This window comes from uncultured Thiodictyon sp., assembly GCF_903828115.1.
Taxonomy (GTDB): Bacteria; Pseudomonadota; Gammaproteobacteria; order Chromatiales; family Chromatiaceae; genus Thiodictyon.
This window is the reverse complement of sequence record NZ_CAIKKU010000324.1, coordinates 17,889-35,501: the sequence shown is the minus strand read 5'-3', so window position 1 is coordinate 35,501 and position 17,613 is coordinate 17,889. Positions and strand designations below refer to the sequence as shown.

The following is a 17,613-nucleotide window of genomic DNA, read 5'->3' as shown; positions in this document are numbered from 1 at the left end:
CGCGACGATCTGGCGCAACACCTCATACTGTCCCTCGTTGATCTTCTTTGGCCGACCACCTTTCGACATCGTTGCGCGCCTCGTTCTTGTAAACTCGCGCAAGAATATCGGCCAGGTAGATTTTGTCTATACCCTCTCAGCGCCATCCTGGCGATCCACATCTGTGTCATCGTGGGGTTCCTGCTCAATGGCATCGTCGCCGACCTGGGGCTCAAACTGCCGCTCTTTGTCACCTGCCTCTTCGCCGGCATCCTCATCACCAATCTGACCCCAAAGAACCTGCCGACCCTGAGCGGGATGCCCTGGCCCACCCGGACCCCGGCGATTGCCCTGATCGCCGATGTGGCGCTGGGCACCTTTCTGGCGATGTCCCTGATGAGCATGCAACTCTGGACCCTGATCGACCTGGCCTGGCCCGTCCTCACCATCCTGGCCGCCCAATTCGTGCTGGCGGTGACCGTCACGCTCTTCATCCTCTTCCCGGTCATGGGCCGCGACTATGACGCGGCGGTCGTCTGCGCCGGCTTCGGCGGCGTCTCGCTCGGCTCGACCCCGACCGCCATGGCGAATATGGCGGCGGTCGCCCAACACTTCGGCCCCTCCCACCGCGCCTTCATCATCGTCCCCCTGGTCTCCGCCTTCTTCATCGACCTGGTAAATGCGCTGGTGATTCCGTTTTTCCTGCGGACCTTCTAGCCTCGAAGTACGTGCTCTCAACAGAGACCAAGGTCGCGCAGCGGCGCTGTGGGAGCGGCTTCAGCCGCGACGAGGGCGCCGCAGCTTGCGAGGTCAGGTCGCGGCTGAAGCCGCTCCCACCGGGTCCCGGCCTGACTTTCACGGTAAAGCCTCGAACGCCAGTCCCGTAGGGTCCGCTGTGCGGACCAAACGCCGCCGACCCGCAAAGAGTGACCAAGACCCCACTGCGCCCCAGGTCCGAGCCGCCAGGCCAATCATCAGGGAAATCCGACCAGACCGGCCCGCCCGACCGTCACCAGCTCGAACGAAGACGCCGGCACCAGCCCGAGCACCAAGGCGCCCAAGGCGAGCGCCAAGACCGCCAGTTCCTGATAGCGCCGCGGGCGCTTGAGCAGCGTCGGCGGCGCCCGGAAGCCCGCGAGCGCATTGAACAGCACCCACAGCAGATAGGCGCCCGTCAGCACCCCGCCGGCCTGCAGCGCGAGCGCCCACCACCATTGCCCGGTCGCCTCCGCCGCGGCCGTGAGCAGGGACTTGGCGACATAGCCGCCGCTCGGCTGCAACCCCGCGAGCGACAGCCCGGCCAGGGCGAAGGCGAAGACCGTGAGCGGCAGGGCGCGCGCGCTGCCGCCGAGTTCGCGGATGCGGTCGTGGCCCAGGGCCGCCGCGATCAGGCCGGCGGCCATGAACATGGCGGCCTTGGCCAGGGCGTGGGAGACCAGTTGCAGCATCCCGCCGGTGAGCGCACCGGCGGCCTGGGCCGCGCCCCCGGCGGGCAGTGCGGCGGCGCCGAGCGCCAGCGGGAAGACCAGGAACAGATAGCCGATCTGGGCCACCGTGGAGTAGGCGACCAGCATCTTGAGCCGGACCTGCCGCAGGGCCTGGACGCCGCCGAACAGGATCGCCGCGACCCCCAGACCGGCGAGGACCGGCGCCGCCGGCTGGGTCACGGCGGCGGGCAGGCAATCGAACCAGAGCCGCAGGATGACGAAGAAGGACGCCTTCACGACCAGCGCCGAGAGCACCGCGCTGCCCGCGGCCGGCGCGCCCGCATGGGCCGGCGGCAGCCAGACCTGCAGCGGGAAGAGTGCCGTCTTGGCGAGCAGCCCCAGGGTCATCAGGACGGCGGCGGCGAGCACGGCCGGCGGGACCGGGTCCGCACCCGCCAGGTGCCGCGCCAGCAGGCCGATGTCGAGCGTACCGTAGGTACCGTAGAACAGGGCCGCGGCGAGCACGAAGAGGACCGCGCCGAAGAGGGCAAAGAGCAGATAGCGCAGGGCCGCGGCCAGGGTCTCCGGGCGTCCGCTCAGACACACGAGCGGCACCGCGGAGAAGCTCACCAACTCCAGGGCCACATAGAGGCTGAAGAGGTCCTGACCCAGAAAGACCCCGTTCAACCCCGTCCAGACCCCCAGCAGCAGGGTCCAGAAGACGAGCGGCGAGCGGGTCTCCCGACTCCCGGCGGGGACCTTGAAGTCCGCCCGCGCAAAAAGGCCCACGGCGCACAGGACCACCGCGGTGGTGAGCAACAGGGTGGCCGAGAGCCCGTCCGCGCGCAGGGCCACCCCCAGCGGCGGCGCCCAGCCCCCCAGGTGGTACGCGATGGGCGCGCCGCCGTGCCGCACGGCGGCGGCGATGGCGACCGCGACCCCGAGCCCCAGCGGCAAGGTCAGCAGGGCGATACGCCCGGCCCACCGACCGCCCAGGGCAAAGGCCGGCAGGAGCGCCAGGGCCGGCAGCGCCAGCGCGAGCACCAGCAGGTCGCCCCCGTGCGCCACGGCGGCGGCGGCCAGGTCCGACAGGATCACGGCGGTCTGCATCAGCGATCCCTCGTCGGCGCGGGCGGCGGCGGCGTGTCCAGCGTGGTCTGACCGGTCGCCTGCGCCAGCCGCAACAGGAGCGCGACCGCGAGGACCGTGGCCGCGAAGGCGACCACCAGGCCGGTGATGACAATGGCCTGGGGGACCGGATCAGCGGTGGGGCCGGCCCCCGCGACGACCAGACCGCCGCGCCGCGCGATGACCCCGAACAGCAGAAAGACCCCGCTGCCCATCACATTGAAGGCGATGATCTTGCGCAGCACGCCGCGCTGACAGATGAGCCCGTACAGGCCGAGCCCCACCAGCGCGGCGGCGCAGACCCCAAAAACGGTCGTCGCACTCATGATCCTAAAATCCACAGATGGACACAGATGAACACAGATGTTCTTTTGATTGTCATGCGCTTATCGCTATTGTCATGATCACCGGCAAGGTGAGCCCCCAGCCAAGCGTAAGTCAATGAATAATCTGTGTTCATCTGTGTTCATCTGTGGATGACTGCTCTTTCCAGGATAATTGCCCCGCCGCGCCGACGACCGGGCCGGGGCCGGGTTCAGCGGCGGGCGGACCGGCCAGCAGCAGCCCCAGGGCCGCGGCGATCGACAGGGTGAGCGCCGCCTCGATCACCAGGATCAGCGGCTTGGCCCAGTCCGCCGGGTACCCCAGGAAGGCGTCCGCCCACCAGATCCCGGCAAGCCCGATGGCAAAGAAGAGCGCCGGCCCGACCACCAGAACCAGGCGCAGCCGGCGCCCGTCCACTCGCGGCGCCGCGGCGAGCCCGGCGACCAGGACGATGGCCCACATGGCGGCCAGGACGGCGCCGCCCTGGAAGGCCCCGCCGGGGTGATTGGCCCCGGTCCAGAAGAGATGAATGCCCACCAGGATGCCCACCGGGGGCAGGAGTTGCGCCAGCAGGACCAGCGCCGCCCCCGGCTCCCGGGTCCGCAGTGCCCCCGGCCGCCCGCCCCAGGCGCCATCCGCGGCCAGCGACCAGAGTCCGATCAGTGCCAGCACCAGGACCACCGCCTCCAGCAGAGTGTCGATGGCACGATAGGCGATCAGCACGCCGGTCACCGGATTGCCGAGCCCGGTCGTCGGCAGCACCTGTGCCGCCGCGGCGGCGAGCGATGGGGCGGGTTCGGGAAGTTGCAGCACGACGGCGGCCAGCACGGCCGTCAGCCCGGCACACAGGACGCCGACGACCACCCGCAGCGCCACCCGCCCAACCCGGCCGGACGCGGGGACGGCGGCGTCCCGCGGCAGGCACGCGGCGGCCCGCAGCAGCAGCAGGCCCATGAGTCCGCTGCCCAGCGCGGCCTCGGTCAGGGCCACGTCCACGGCGGCCAGACGCACCCAGACCAGGGCGACCAGGAGCCCGTAGGCGACGAAGCCGACCACCGCGGCGTAGGTCCCCCGCACGGCGATGGTCCAGACGGCCAGGCCCAGGATGAGCAGGGCAAGAAAACTGTCGGCGACCAGTCCCAGGCTCATGCTCATGCTCATGGCGTCGACTCCCCGGCGCCGGAGACCGGCGGCGGACGCACGGCGCTGCCCAGCACCTGCCCGACCGTCGCCCCGGCCAGCAGCGCGAGCAGCCAGACCGCGATCAGCTTGAGCGCGCCCAGCGGCCAGTCCACCTGGGGCAGCAGGCCCAGCACCACCAGACCCAGGCCCAGGTTGTCCGCCTTGGTCAGGGCGTGCAGGCGCGTCAGGGTATCGGGGAAACGCAGCAGCCCCAGGGTGCCGGCAAGGAAGAAGACGGCGCCCAGGGACACACAGACGATGGTGAAGAGGCTCAGCGCGAGGCTCATGACCGGTCCCCCCGCGGCAGCGCGTTCGGGTCCCTGACCGGCTTCGGCGGGTCCGGGCGGGCGACCCCGGTCACGAAGGCGACCGACGCGAAGGCCGCCAGCAGGGCCAGCATCAGGGCCAGATCGCCGACCGCGCCCAGCCCGCTCGCCACCCCCAGCAACAGCAGCACCGCCACCCCGCCGGTGCCGAGCAACTGGGCCGCCAGCATCCGGTCGGCGTCGTCCGGGCCGCGCAGGATGCGGATCAAACCCAGGGCCACGGTCCCCAGCACGAACAGGGCGGCGCCCAGCAGAAACTCAGTCATCGGTCTCGTCCTCGCCATAGGCCTCGATCATGAGCGCCTGGTCCCGGGCCAGCCCCGCGGCCACCGGTTGACGCAGATCGAGACAGTGATAGACCAGGGCCGCGCGCCCGCCGGCCGTCGGCCCGGACCCGACCGGCAGGGTGCCCGGCACCAGGCTGGTGAAGGCCCCGAAGAGTGCCCGCCCCGGCCCCGGCGGAATCCGCACCGGAAAGACCAGATAGCCCGGCTGCAGCGATAGCCGCGGGGCGAAGGCGCGCCGCGCCACATCGATCCCCGCGACGATCGACTGCCACAGAAAGCGCCAGAGGAGCCGGCCCAGGGCGCCGTAGCGCACCCGCCCCGGCGCCGACGGCAGCAGGCGCAGGCTGACCCAGGTCGCCGCGGCGGCGGACGCGAGGCCCACCAGGAGATCGGCGGCCAGGTCGGCGCCGGTGCCGAAATGGGTGAGCAAGAGCCAGCAGCCGAAGAAGGCAGTGCCCCGGACCAGTGCAGAAGCGGTCATGTTCGTTTAACCTTATCCACTAGCACAAGGAGTAGCGTAGGGTCGTAGGGTCCGCTGTGCGGACCGCTGGCCGCCGGCCGCAACGATGATCACGGCCATCAAAACGACCCGAACAGGGTCCCCAACACGATGACCCCCACCAGCGCGACGATGGCCCCGACGATCGCGACCATCACCATATCGAAATAGCTCTCCTTATGGGTCGCGCCGCAGACCGCCAACAGGGTGACCACGGCGCCGTTGTGCGGCAGGCTGTCCAGGGTACCGGCGCCGATCACCGCCACCCGGTGCATCAGGGCCGGGTCGATGCCCAGTTCCGCGGCAAGCTGCATATAGGTCGAGCCCAGCGCCTCCAGCGCGATGGTGAGACCGCCCGAGGCGGAACCCGTCAGTGCCGCCAGCACATTGGTGGAGACCGCCAGCGACACCAGGGGTCCACCCTCGATCCCCAGCACCCAGGTGCGCACCATCTCGAAGGCCGGCAGGGCCGCGACCACGGTGCCGAAACCGACCAGACAGGCGACACTGACCACCGGCAGGACCGAGGCGTTGAGGCCCGCATCCACGCTCTCGCGCAGCCGCGGCAGGCGCTTCCAGTTGAGCGCCAGCAGGACCAGGATGGCGCTCGCGAGCGCCACGATCACCGACCAGATCCCGCTGACCGCCGCCGGGGATGAGTTGCCCCACTGATCCAGGGCCAGGTAGCTCAGATCCAGGTTGGGCAGGATCAGGAGACTCATCGCCAGATTGACCCCGATCACCACCAGGAGCGGCAGGAAGGCGACGAAGGCCGAGGGCGGCCGCGGGGTGACCTCACCCTGGTGGATCTCCGCCGGATCGAAGGTACCGGCGACCGTGGCGCGCCCGCGCACCAGCGGGTCCTCGGCCGCCGCGTCCGCGGTGCGGTCGGGGACCCGCTCAGATAGAGGGCCCAGGGTGCCGCCGTAACCGAGGCCGGCGCGGCGAGCACGCGCCTCGACCAGGCCCAGCCACCAGAGCCCGAACAGGAGCATGATCGCCGCCGCGATCAGGCCCAGACCGGGGGCGGCGAAGGGCGTGGTGCCGAAAAAGGGCATCGGGATGGCATTCTGGACCGCCGGCGTGCCCGGCAGTGCCGTCATGGTGAAGGTGGAGGTGCCGAGCGCGATCGCCGCCGGCATCAGGGTCCGCGGGATATTCGCGTCCCGGAACAGGGACTGCGCCATGGGCACCAGCACGAAGAAGGCGACGAACAGACTGACCCCGCCGTAGGTTACCAGGGCCCCGGCCAGCACCACCGCCAGGATGGCCCGGCGCGGCCCCAGGCCGTCCCCGATGAAGCGCGCGACGGATTGGACCGAGCCGCTGTCCTCCATCAGCTTGCCGAACAGTGCGCCCAGCAAAAAGATCGGGAAGAACTGCGCCACAAAGGCGGCCGTGCCGACCATGAAGGTCTGGGTCCAGTGCGCCAGCGGCGACTCGCCCGCGAACAGGGCGGCGACCATGGCCGCGGCCGGCGCCAGCAGCAAGACGCTCCAGCCGCGGTAGGCAAACCCGATGAGGAGGGCGAGCCCGAGCAGAATACCGATCAGGCCCATGGCTCAGACCCCTTCCAGCAGGTAATCCAGGTCGAAGGTGGCGCTGTGTCCCAGGGCCGCGCCGTGTTCTGCGAGGAAGCCCTCGGCACAGCGCCGGCCCTCATCGCGCAACATGCACAGGAAGGCCCATTCGGCATTGAGTTTGGAGGAATAGCCCAGGTCGATCATGGCGGGGCTCGCAATCCGGTGCAGGCGCATGGAGGCCCACAGCGCACCCTCGCTCTGGCCCGGATCGGCCACCTTGCGCAGCAGCGCGATCATGCGCAGTTCCTTCAGCAGCGGGGCATTGAAGGCGATCTCGTTCTCGCGATTGAGGATATCGCGCGCCGTGCGCGGCGTGCCGGGGCGCTCCACGGGATTGATCTGGATCAGGATGGTATCGTCGGCACTGGATTCACGCACCAGCGGGGAGATGGTCGGATTACCGGAGAAACCGCCGTCCCAATAGGCCTCGCCATCGATCTCGATGGCCTGAAACATCATCGGCAGACAGGCCGATGCGAGCAGCGCATCGGCGGTCACATCGGCATTGCGAAAGACCCGCGGGCGACCGGTGCGCACATTGGTGGCAGTGACAAACACCTTGACCGGCGACGTGGCCAGACGGGCGAAGTCGATGGATTTGGCCAGGATATCCTGCAGCGGATTGAAACCGCCCGGGTTGAGATCATAGGGTGAGAACAGCCGCGCGGCCAAATCCATGGCGACGAAGATCGGGGAGTTGTCCATGGTCCACTGGCCCATCAGGATATCGAGCGGGCTGCGGCGTAGCGGACTCATCAGGGCCCCGTCGGAGACCCGCTTCCAGAAGCGCTCCAGCGCGACCCGGGCGCCCTCCGGCCCGCCCTCGGCATAGCCGTCGCTCAAGACCGCCGCGTTCATGGCCCCGGCCGAGGTGCCGGAGAGCCCGTCGATCAGGAGCCAGGGCTCTTGCAGGAGCCGGTCCAGCACCCCCCAGGCGAAGGCCCCGTGGGCGCCGCCGCCCTGCAGGGCAAAGTCCACCGACACCGGTTCGCGGTGCTTCTCGGCGACGGGTTCAGTAAGTGGTGTGGAAGTGGCCATCGATCCCCCTTGATGAGAGTGGCAGAGCCCGGGTTGGCGAACGCGCCCAACGCATCAAGGGTCCCAAGGCCGGGAACCGAGCGTCCGAGGCGCCTGCCTAGTTTGACAGAAAACCACAGGGCGGGCCTTCCGGGAACGACTCGTCAGGATGCCCGGCCCGGGTTTGGCGGCCAGGATGATCCGGCTCTGCGGGCCGTGCCGAGTGCACCACGCGTGTCCCCCGCCAGCCCAACGGACGCCCCGGAGCCCCGCGCCGCTGTCGGCATCGCCGCACGGGCGAAGCGGCAGCATGGCGAACCCCAAGCCAAAAGAATCCGACCAGCCGTGTCTCGGTACTCGCTCGAGGTAAACTGAAGCGACGATCTCGAATCATTCGGCAGATGCCGCCCGCCGCCCGATCCTGGAAACTTGGGGCCGCTTGACCGACATCGCCGACTCAGGACCATTAGAGGCCTACCTGATGCTGACACAGCTGCAAGTCCAGGGCTTCAAGGCCTGGCGCGACACCGGCCCCATGCGGCTGGCCCCGCTGACCGTGATCTTCGGTGCCAACAGTTCCGGTAAGTCGAGCCTTGGTCATTTGTTGCTCGCACTCAAGCAGACAGCGCTGCTCGCGGACCGTAAGCGCGCCTTGCACCTCGGCAATGAAAACTCGCTCATCGACCTCGGTACCTTTGCCGATTGCATCTATCGTCACGAAATCGGAAGGCCCTTGACTTTCCTGTTGCGTTGGCAACTGCCGCGAACGCTGACCGTCCGGGATGCGCTCGACTGGCAGCGAAATTTTTCAGGCGATGAGTTGGAACTCTCGTCGGTCCTGACCGCCGACAAGGCAGGCCAGCCACAAACGACGGCCTTTACCTACCGACTCTTCGATAAGGGAGAGGAACGTCTGCGGGCTGAGCACACGCGCACCGGATCGGCAGTCACGCTGCAGTGTATACCCCTTGATCTCGTCCATGCTCAAGGCCGCAAGTGGCCCCTGGAGCCACCGGAGAAATTCTACCGGTTCGCTGACCGTACCCTATCGCGCTACCAGAATGCCGACTTTCTGGCCGAGTTCGCCTTGGAAACCGAACGGTTACTACAGCATGTGTTTTATCTTGGCCCCTTGCGCAGTCACCCCAAGCGCGTTTATCAGTGGTCCGGCGACACCCCACCAGACGTCGGGGCTCAGGGCGAGTACGCCATCGCGGCCTTGTTGGCCGCCACGGAAGACGGCAGAAAATTGAACCGCGGACGACGGCAAAAATTGTACGGCTTTTCCGCCTTTATTGCCGCCTGGCTCAAGGACCTCGGGGTCATTAATAAGGTGTCGATCAAACCCGTTGCCAAGGGACGCAAGGAGTATGAAGTGCTGATCCGCACCCATCCCGGGGCCCCTGAGGTCAAACTCACCGATGTCGGCTTTGGCATCTCGCAGGTCCTGCCCGCGCTCGTGCAGGCATTCTATGCCCCATGCGATTCGGTCATCTGGATGGAGCAGCCCGAGATTCACCTTCACCCTATGGTGCAGGCCAATCTGGCGGATGCCTTTATCAGTGCGGTACAGGCCTATGAGGGGGGCAAGCCACGGCATGTCCAACTCATTATCGAGAGCCATTCTGAGCATTTGCTGACGCGACTCCAGCGCCGCGTAGCGGAGGGCGTCATCAGCCCCGCCGACTTGGCAATCTATTTCGTCAACCGCCGTTCGAGCGGAGCCGAGATCGAACCGCTGCACCTGAACGATTATGGCGAAATCGATAATTGGCCGGAGAATTTCTTCGGCGACGAGATGGCGGACATTGCCGCCCGCACCATGGCGGCGATGCAGCGCAGGGCCGCGCAGCGCCAAGGAGGCGGGGAGTGACCCCCACCGTGATCGACACAAATGTGTTGCTCGTGGCCAACGCCCGACATCCGGATGTCTCCCCCGCATGCGTGATGGCCTGCGTCGAGCGACTGACGGCGATTCAGAGACAGGGCGTAGTGGTGGTGGACGACGCCTGGCGTATTGTCGGCGAATATCGCCACAAGACGAGTCCCAACCAACCTAAAGGGGTAGGCGATGTATTTCTGAAGTGGTTGATGCAGAACCTAAGCAATCAGCAGCGGGTTCATCAGGTGGCCTTGACCGAGACCGCGCCCTTTTGCTTCACCGAATTCCCTGCCCCCACCCTGGAAGCAGCCTTCGATCCGCCGGATCGCAAGTTTGCCGCGGTGTCCAATGCGCACCCGGCGAAGCCGCCGGTGTTGCAGGCAGCCGACTGCAAATGGCTGGACTGGTGGCCTGAGTTGCACGCGGCGGGGGTGCATGTTGAGTTTATTTGTCCGGATGATGTCCACCGGTTCCATCGCGCCAAGTTCCCCGACAGGAAGGCACCCGAATTGCCTGGCTAAGTCATGACGGATTTCTTTCGCTTTCCACATACCCCCCACATCGCCTGGCTGGGTGAAGGTCTCCCGCGCGACGACAAGCTCCTGACGCCCCACGAGGCGGATGAACTGCTGGCCGCTGACCTGGTGGTGGAAGAAAAGCTCGACGGGGCCAACCTGGGGCTGTCGCTGGATCCTGACGGCGAGGTGCGGGCCCAGAACCGGGGCCAGTATCTGCTTGCGCCCCTGATGGGTCAGTTTTCCCGGCTCACTCCCTGGCTGGCGGCCCATCGTTACGCGCTCACCGATACGCTTGACAACCATCTGATGCTCTTCGGCGAATGGTGTGCCGCCCGGCATTCGCTGGATTACGTGGCCCTTCCGGACTGGTTTCTGTTGTTCGATGTCTATGATCGGGAACGACAGCGGTTCTGGAGCACCCCCCGCCGCAATCAGCTGGCGGTATCCCTGGGGCTGGCCCCGGTGCCGGAGATCGCGCTCGGGCGCTTTACCCTCGCCGGGCTCAGCAACCTGCTCGCCACCCACCCCAGCAGCTTCCGCCAAGGGCCGCTTGAGGGCATCGTGATCCGTCGGGAATCCGCCGACTGGTGCGAGGCCCGTGCCAAGCTGGTACAGGCGGATTTTACCCAGTCCATCGGCGATCATTGGCGGAGCCGCGCAATTCAATGGAACCTACTGGGACGACCACTCGCCGGCGCTCAGTGAAGCCATACCAAACTTCTTTCCGTCAATCCCACAAGAATGCTGTACTAATGATGAAACGCCTCGCCCTACTGATCCCGCTCGCCGCCCTGATCCTGGCCTTCTTCGCCCTGGGTCTGCACCATCACCTGACACTCGAGGCCTTCCATGCGAGCCACGACCGCTTTGACGCCTGGTATGCGCAAGAACCGCTGCTGGTCATCGGCGGCTATGTCGCGGTCTTCGCGGTCATCACCCTGTTTCTGCCCATCGCGGCACTCATGACCGTGATCGGCGGCGCCCTGTTCGGGTTCTGGAAGGGGGTCCTGATCGCGTCCTTCGCCGCGGCGCTGGGCGGCACCCTCGCCTTCTGGCTGTCGCGCTTCGTCCTGCACGATATCGTGCAGCGCCACTTCGGCGAGCGGCTGGCGGCCGTGAATGCCGGCGTCGCCAAGGACGGGGCCTTTTATCTCTTCTCGATGCGCCTGGTACCGGTCATCCCCTTCTTCATGATCAATATGGTAATGGGCCTCACGCCGATGCGGACCCTCACCTTCTATTGGGTGACCCAACTCGGGATGCTGGCCGGTATTCTGGTCTATGTCACCGCCGGCACCCAGTTGGCGGAGGTGGAGCACCTCTCAGACATCTTATCGCCCGGGCTGCTCGGCTCGCTCGTCCTGTTGGGCCTCTTCCCGCTCCTGGCCAAGAAGGCCCTGGGGCTGATCCGCCGCCGCCTGGGCCCGGCCGCCTGAGTGGCGCCCAGCGCAGCGAAGCGCTTTGATCGGCGTTCCCGCCGCAGGGGAAAGGAGGTCGAGGCTTTAGCCGGTCGACCGCGCGTCAGCGCGCCCCTGATCCGGCTAACGGTCATGGCACCCGCGCCACCCCGGAACATGAAAGTCCTCTCGACCGCTAGCTCGATGGCCAGCGTGCGGGCGGCGTAGTCAGGGCTTCCAGCCCTGACTGTTCCAGCCCCGACACCGTCAGGCCAGGATGGCCTGACTACGCACTTTCACGGTAAAGCCTCGACATCCAGTGTGGGATTGGGACCGCGGGGCAGCCGCCGGAAAGATGATCAAAGCCCAGCGCAGCGCCCGCTTCCGCTCGGAAACCAGAGCGGCCGTCGGAGTTCGGCGCGGCGGCGTGCGCGGTCGCGTCGCGGCGCAATCCGCTCTCACCGGGTCCCGGCCCGGCTTTCACGGTAAACTCCCACCCTTGTTTCAACCCCGGGAGAGTTGCGATGCGGGTCCTGATCACGGGCGGTGCCGGCTATATCGGCAGCCACACCTGCGTGGAGATGTTGGCGGCCGGCCACGAGTTGGTCGTGGTGGACAACCTCTGCAACAGCAAGGAGGAGTCCCTGCGGCGGGTGCGTGAGATCGCCGGGCGCGGGTTCGACTTCGTGCGCGCGGATCTGCGCGACCGCGCCGCCCTGGATGCGATCTTTCGCGCCCAGCCGATCGCCGCGGTGGTCCACTTCGCCGGGCTCAAGGCCGTCGGCGAGTCGGTCCAGATGCCCCTGGAGTATTACGACAACAACATCGGCGGGACCCTGACCCTGTGCCGGGCGATGGCAGCGGCGGGGGTCAAGGCGATCGTCTTCAGCTCCTCCGCCACCGTCTACGGGGACCCGGCCTCGGTGCCGATCCGCGAGCAGTTTCCGCTCTGCGCCACCAACCCCTATGGCCGCTCCAAGCTCTTCATCGAGGAGATCCTGCGCGACCTGCAGGTTTCAGACCCGGCCTGGAGCTGCATCCTGCTGCGCTACTTCAACCCGGTGGGCGCCCACCCCAGCGGGCGCATCGGCGAGGACCCCAACGGCATCCCCAATAATCTCATGCCCTATGTCGCCCAGGTCGCGGTCGGCAAGCACCCGCGGCTGCGGGTCTTCGGCAACGACTACCCCACCCCCGACGGCACCGGGGTGCGCGACTATATCCATGTGGTGGATCTGGCGCGCGGCCACGTCGCGGCGCTCGATAAGCTCACGCAACAGCCGGGCACACTGGTCTACAACCTGGGCACCGGGCGCGGCTACAGCGTGCTGGAGATGGTCGCCGCCTTCGAGCAGGCGAGCGGTCGGCCGGTCCCCTACGAGATCGTCGCGCGCCGCCCGGGCGACATCGCCACCTGCTACGCCGATCCGGCCAAGGCCCGGGAAGAACTCGGCTGGCAGGCGCAATACGCCATCGAGGCGATGGTCACCGACGCCTGGCGCTGGCAGTCGCAGAACCCGGACGGCTTCGGGTGAAACTCAAGACCGCCGGTTCCGTAGGGTCCGCTGTGCGGACCGAAGCCCATACCACCCTCGCAGCGGCCAAGAAAATCATCAAGACCAACGGCAGCAGAGCTCAAAGTCCCCCGACCGGGGCTAAGCAAGTCCGCCCCATGTTTCGAGGATGAACCTGCTGCCTACTTGAAACACCTGATGATCAAGTTCCTGCAAAAATCAGATGTGACCTCGTTTCCACCTTCTTCACCGCCGGCAACTTCCATTTTGGTTACATAATTATTGGTTAAAATAAAATCAGCATCACACTTGTGCAGTTCCTTATTCCTGGTGTACCTGTGACTATAGGTCATATATTCCATCGTTCCTGCACTATGACTATTACTTGGCGTTCCCATACAATTGAGAAGATCATTTTTCGACTTGCCGATGACTTTGCGTTCCAGTTCTTTCGTCGTTAGACCGGAAGCACAACCAACCAGACCGGCAACGACAAAAATGGCAACAAGTATTTGTTTCATAAATTTCCCAAATTGATATCGACAGGTGGAATTCCGGGGACAGTTTACTCAATCGCGACCAGCCTCACGATTAATTAAGTAGACTGTCCCCGGAACGCCCGGTCATAGCGTTCTGGCTGTTACGGACGGCAAAGGGGTTTGAAGATCGTCAAGGAACTCTGACGCCGGCTCGACACCGCTGACCAGCAAATGATCCCGCGCCCGCGTGCACGCGACGTACAGCAGGTGGCGCTCGGTGTTGTAGACCTCTTCCAGATCGCTGTCGTCGGTCACAGTCTCGATGCGTGCCTGCAAGGGAATGATCTCGTCGTCGCAGGCCATGACGACCACGGCCCGAAACTCCAGGCCCTTGGCCAGGTGCATGGTACCGACGCAGAGGTGCCCGTGGCTGGTTTCGACGTGCTCGTCCAGCATCTTGAACGGGAGACCAGCCCCGGCGACGGCCTGGCGGGCGCGGTCGAGTTCCGCCGCGGAGCGCACGAAGACGCCGATCTCGTGCGGGGCGACACCCGCTTGGACACATTCGGCGATCCAGGCACCGACGGCGGCGATCTCCCCTTCCGGGCTGTCGAAGGCCATCACCCGAGGTGTCGGCCCGTTGAACGCGGAGACGGTGCCGCGCCGGTCTTCCGCATTGCCATCGACATCGGACACCTCAGGCCCCAGCAACCGATCGGCCTGGGTCCTGATCTGATGGGAGGTGCGGTAGTTGACATGCAGGGTGCGGGCGCGGCCCCGGATGTCGACGCCGAGCGACCGCCAGGAGAACGGCGGCTGGAAGATGCGCTGACCCAGGTCGCCCGCGAAGAAGAGACCGCTCGGGCGATCGGCGCCCAAGGCGGCGAGGAACCGCAATTGCGGCACGCTGACGTCCTGCGCTTCATCGACCACCACGAAATCGAAGGGCCGCTGCCGACGGTTCGCCAGGTCGCTCGCGAGCTGGCTGAACAGCGCCGCGCGCGTCATCAGGCCAGCGTCCCGCAGACCCGCCCGCATGGACTCGAAGATCGCCCAGAGTGCGGCGCGCTGCGCCTCCGGCAAACGGGTCTTGCGACCCAGCCGCTTGACATCGCGATAGGACTCCCAGCGCTCCAGTTGCCAGGCATCAACCAGTTCTTCCCACTCCGTGCGCAGGAAGCCCAGGCTGAACTTGTGGCTCGCCGCGGCCTCACTCGCCTGGGCGAGCAGACTGGTCGTCAGGTCACGCGTGGCGAGGTGCGGGGGGCCGAGGTGGCGCTCATAGAGCCGCTCGCCGATGGCATCCAGGGCCTGGACCTCAAGGCGTTCCGCCAGACGCGGCTCGTTGCTGATCAGGCGCCGCAGCTTGGTCCGCAGCGCGTTCGCCAGCGTCTCGGAAAAAGTGGTCAGCAGGATGCGGCTGTCCGGATGCTTGCGGGCGAGGAACACCGCACGATGCAGCGCAACGATGGTCTTCCCCGTACCGGCCGAGCCGCAGACCCGCGCCGGCCCCGCGAAATCGCGCTCCACCCACTGGCGCTGGGCCGGATGGAGGAAGACGGTCCACTTGTCCCAGGGGTATTCCAAGGCACGCTCAAGCTCCTCCAGATCGCCCATGAGGCGGAAGCGCCGCTGGGCGTCCGGGTGGGCGAACGGATCGAGGCCGGGCGCCGACGCCGGGCGCGACACCTGCGGCTGACCCCCGGTCGCCAGTTGGAGCAACGCCTCGGCCGCCTCGCCCGGGAGATGGCCGACCAACTCCAGCAGGCTATCCTCGGTGGCCTGGCGCACGTCGGCAAGCCATTCGGTCGGGACGCCGTAGCCCAATAACTCTGCATCGGGCCGCTCGGCGAACAGCGGCGGCTTCACCGGCGCGGATGCTACGATTTCGACATACCGCGGCACCGCGATCTCTTCGACACGCTCGCGAATCTCCACCAACTGCGCAGCGCCGGTCTGGGGATGGGTCTCAAGCCGGCGCCGCTCGGCCCAACTGTAGGCACGGTCGTGGTGGTCCACATAGCAGAGCAACAGGCTCGCAGATGACCTGTGCACGATCAGGCGGATGTCACCGCTGGCGCGCACCGACCAGAAGTTCTTGTCCCGCGCGTCATCCAGCTTGTGGAAGCTCAGTCCGGGATTGGCCGGATTGACCTGAAGGTCGAACGCCGTGGTCTTGACAGCCTTTTGCTCCTCGCCCGTCAGGCGGGCGAGACTGTCGGTGAAGGTGTCGGCGATGCGCAAATCCATCAGTCGGCCCCCTCCGAGCGCGTGACGGTATCGAGAAGCAGCCGGTCCAGCACCGAGAAGTCGATGTCCCGCGGCATGGGAACCGAGGCATCTTCGAGGCGCGCGAGTTCGGCCGCGATGTAGTCGTCGATGACCGGCAGCGGCGCGCCGTGCTCGGACTCCAAGGCGCGACGCTTCCTGGCCAGCAGATCGGCGATGGCATCACGCAGGGCCGGCTCGATCACCAAGGCATCCACCAGGTCCGCAAATCGCATGGGGGCGACGCCGCGACCCTGCTCGATCCATCGCGCGGCCAGCAAGGGACGCAACACGTACAGGTACTTCTTCAGGCGTATCCGTTCACCGAGGAGATAGGCGCGGTAGTTCCCGCGCGCCATGTGGACGTAGTGGTGGAAGGACCGCTCGGGTCTGTGGGTACACCGGGCCGCCAGACGGATCGCATCAAGGAACCCCGCATCGGCGTGGTAGACGACGGGGGAGTTCAGCCATTCGACCAGGGTCGCGTTGCCTTTCTTGAGCAGTCCAAGCGCCTTGCGCAACTCCCACCCATTGATATCCAGCACTCCGGAGATCGGCACCTCGATCACATCACGCGGCGGACTGACCCGCAGGTACCAGGACAGCGGATGCACATACAGGAACCGCACGTCGTAGTCGCTGTCGGGGGAAGCGAAGCCCCAGCCCCGGCTGCCCGACTCGCAGGCAAACAGTATCCGCACACCGTGGTCCGCCTCGATCGCCGCAAGGTGCCGCTCGATCTCCGAACGGATGGCGGGATCGATGGGGTGCACGGTCTGGGTATCCATCAGCCGCCCCCTAGGTCGGCGCTGCCGTCCAAGCCGGCCGCCACGGTGGCCACCGATAAATCACAATCCAAGTAGCGAACGGTGACGCCAGGGGCGGTCGCGCCCTCGTCGCAGCACTCCTGCAGCACCTGCGCCAGCCGCCGGCCGGCCGCGTGGCACCTGGATCGATCGGACGCTTGCAGCAGAACGAACCGGTTTCTGCCGTTCCCGGTCGAGCGGACGAACCCCGCGGGCAAGGCGAAATCCCGTTGCACGGTGGCGAGCCAGGCACGGAAGGCCGTCAACGCCTCCCAGCGGGTGAAGTAGCGGCCGGGCCAGGTGGCCTTCAGCGGCTCGCCATCCACCGCCATCAGCGCATGTCCGTCGCCGACCTCGAAGAACCCAAGGTCGATCACCGTCCCCCTGGGCCAAATGGGCGTCGGCCGGCGGGGTGCATCGAGATCCAGGTCCAACAGGCGCTCCAGCGCCCAGCCATCGATGTTCGGCTCAAACTCGTCGACCCGGATGCTCCGCACGTCCGGGTATTCCTTGCACAAGTACCCCAGGCCATGGACGTCGGAGAGATCGGTGGGGGCGTTGGGCCGCGTTGCCCAGTCGCGCAGTTCGCGGAGCATGTCGCCGATGCATCCCTCGTAGTCCTCGCGCGCGAAAACCAAACGCAAGAATCCCTGGGACGGCAGACAAGAATCGTCCAGGGCCGGACGCAGCCCCTCGATGTCCAACTCCCAAACGACGGTCCGCGCGTCGGGATGGCTAACCAAGACCGCCTCTTCGATCCCTGCATCCGGCGCGTAGCCGCAATCGCTGGTCAACAGGTAGTGAGCCCCAGGTTTGACGATCGATTCCCACAGGGCCAACGGGTCCCAGACCACGCCTCGATCCGCTAACCGCCCTTGGCCACCTGGAAAAACCGGGGTTGCCTGCAGTACCAGATAGGGGGGATCGGCGAAGATGATCCCCGAGTATCTCGAACGCCAGCCGATAGAGCCGGGCAGTTCCAAGGCAGGTGGCTGCC

18 protein-coding genes are annotated in these 17,613 nt (G+C 66.6%); 6 read left to right on the top strand and 12 right to left on the bottom strand.

Features of this window, described 5'->3' with window-relative positions; all coding sequences use genetic code 11:
* Positions 1-9 precede the first annotated feature (9 nt).
* Positions 10-696: a sodium/glutamate symporter gene (locus QZY48_RS11850; RefSeq protein WP_366929674.1), complete on the top strand. Its 687-nt coding sequence runs from the start codon at positions 10-12 to the stop codon at positions 694-696.
* A gap of 257 nt (positions 697-953) precedes the next feature.
* Here QZY48_RS11850 and QZY48_RS11845 read toward each other — a convergent pair whose 3' ends face one another.
* The 8 genes from QZY48_RS11845 to QZY48_RS11810 all read right to left on the bottom strand — a co-directional run bounded on the left by QZY48_RS11845 (position 954) and on the right by QZY48_RS11810 (position 7,773).
* Positions 954-2,516 carry a proton-conducting transporter membrane subunit gene (locus QZY48_RS11845; protein ID WP_295431058.1) on the bottom strand — a complete coding sequence of 521 codons (1,563 nt, stop codon included), beginning with the start codon at positions 2,514-2,516 and terminating at the stop codon, positions 954-956.
* A complete protein-coding gene (locus QZY48_RS11840; RefSeq protein ID WP_295431057.1) occupies positions 2,516-2,860 on the bottom strand; it encodes a cation:proton antiporter subunit C in 345 nt (114 codons plus the stop codon). Before QZY48_RS11840 ends, QZY48_RS11845 begins: the two co-directional genes overlap by 1 nt.
* A 130-nt stretch (positions 2,861-2,990) precedes the next feature.
* Entirely contained in the window at positions 2,991-4,019 is a 1,029-nt protein-coding gene (locus tag QZY48_RS11835; protein ID WP_295431056.1) for a hydrogenase subunit MbhD domain-containing protein, read from the bottom strand.
* Positions 4,016-4,327: a monovalent cation/H(+) antiporter subunit G gene (locus tag QZY48_RS11830; RefSeq protein ID WP_295431055.1), complete on the bottom strand. Its 312-nt coding sequence runs from the start codon at positions 4,325-4,327 to the stop codon at positions 4,016-4,018. Before QZY48_RS11830 ends, QZY48_RS11835 begins: the two co-directional genes overlap by 4 nt.
* The gene (locus tag QZY48_RS11825; RefSeq protein WP_295431054.1) at positions 4,324-4,632 is read right to left on the bottom strand and encodes a monovalent cation/H+ antiporter complex subunit F; all 309 of its coding nucleotides are present in this window, start codon (positions 4,630-4,632) and stop codon (positions 4,324-4,326) included. The genes QZY48_RS11830 and QZY48_RS11825 overlap by 4 nt, the downstream gene beginning before the upstream one ends.
* Positions 4,625-5,134, bottom strand: coding sequence for a Na+/H+ antiporter subunit E (locus tag QZY48_RS11820; protein ID WP_295431053.1), 510 nt, complete (start codon positions 5,132-5,134; stop codon positions 4,625-4,627). Before QZY48_RS11820 ends, QZY48_RS11825 begins: the two co-directional genes overlap by 8 nt.
* Positions 5,135-5,232: 98 nt before the next feature.
* Positions 5,233-6,711 (bottom strand): GntP family permease, encoded by a 1,479-nt coding sequence (locus QZY48_RS11815; RefSeq protein WP_295431052.1) that lies wholly within the window; start codon positions 6,709-6,711, stop codon positions 5,233-5,235.
* A 3-nt stretch (positions 6,712-6,714) separates the two neighbouring features.
* Positions 6,715-7,773, bottom strand: a complete 1,059-nt coding sequence (locus QZY48_RS11810; RefSeq protein WP_295431051.1) for a patatin-like phospholipase family protein — start codon at positions 7,771-7,773, stop codon at positions 6,715-6,717.
* A 418-nt stretch (positions 7,774-8,191) separates the two neighbouring features.
* Here QZY48_RS11810 and QZY48_RS11805 point away from each other — a divergent pair, with 418 nt between their 5' ends.
* From QZY48_RS11805 to galE, 5 genes are all read left to right on the top strand, one after another.
* Positions 8,192-9,625, top strand: a complete 1,434-nt coding sequence (locus QZY48_RS11805; RefSeq protein WP_295431050.1) for a DUF3696 domain-containing protein — start codon at positions 8,192-8,194, stop codon at positions 9,623-9,625.
* Entirely contained in the window at positions 9,622-10,155 is a 534-nt protein-coding gene (locus tag QZY48_RS11800; RefSeq protein WP_295431049.1) for a hypothetical protein, read from the top strand. The genes QZY48_RS11805 and QZY48_RS11800 overlap by 4 nt, the downstream gene beginning before the upstream one ends.
* A gap of 3 nt (positions 10,156-10,158) precedes the next feature.
* Positions 10,159-10,857, top strand: coding sequence for an RNA ligase family protein (locus QZY48_RS11795; protein WP_295431048.1), 699 nt, complete (start codon positions 10,159-10,161; stop codon positions 10,855-10,857).
* 47 nt (positions 10,858-10,904) lie between these two features.
* Entirely contained in the window at positions 10,905-11,588 is a 684-nt protein-coding gene (locus tag QZY48_RS11790) for a VTT domain-containing protein (RefSeq protein ID WP_295431047.1), read from the top strand.
* A 485-nt stretch (positions 11,589-12,073) separates the two neighbouring features.
* Positions 12,074-13,084 (top strand): UDP-glucose 4-epimerase GalE, encoded by a 1,011-nt coding sequence (galE, locus tag QZY48_RS11785; RefSeq protein WP_295431046.1) that lies wholly within the window; start codon positions 12,074-12,076, stop codon positions 13,082-13,084.
* A gap of 161 nt (positions 13,085-13,245) precedes the next feature.
* Here galE and QZY48_RS11780 read toward each other — a convergent pair whose 3' ends face one another.
* The 4 genes from QZY48_RS11780 to QZY48_RS11765 all read right to left on the bottom strand — a co-directional run bounded on the left by QZY48_RS11780 (position 13,246) and on the right by QZY48_RS11765 (position 17,599).
* Entirely contained in the window at positions 13,246-13,584 is a 339-nt protein-coding gene (locus QZY48_RS11780; RefSeq protein WP_295431045.1) for a hypothetical protein, read from the bottom strand.
* 102 nt (positions 13,585-13,686) lie between these two features.
* Complete coding sequence (locus tag QZY48_RS11775; protein ID WP_295431044.1) at positions 13,687-15,792, bottom strand: UvrD-helicase domain-containing protein; 2,106 nt, start codon at positions 15,790-15,792, stop codon at positions 13,687-13,689.
* Positions 15,792-16,598, bottom strand: coding sequence for a nucleotidyltransferase domain-containing protein (locus QZY48_RS11770; RefSeq protein WP_295431043.1), 807 nt, complete (start codon positions 16,596-16,598; stop codon positions 15,792-15,794). Before QZY48_RS11770 ends, QZY48_RS11775 begins: the two co-directional genes overlap by 1 nt.
* Positions 16,598-17,599, bottom strand: a complete 1,002-nt coding sequence (locus QZY48_RS11765) for a hypothetical protein (protein ID WP_295431042.1) — start codon at positions 17,597-17,599, stop codon at positions 16,598-16,600. Before QZY48_RS11765 ends, QZY48_RS11770 begins: the two co-directional genes overlap by 1 nt.
* Positions 17,600-17,613: the final 14 nt, after the last annotated feature.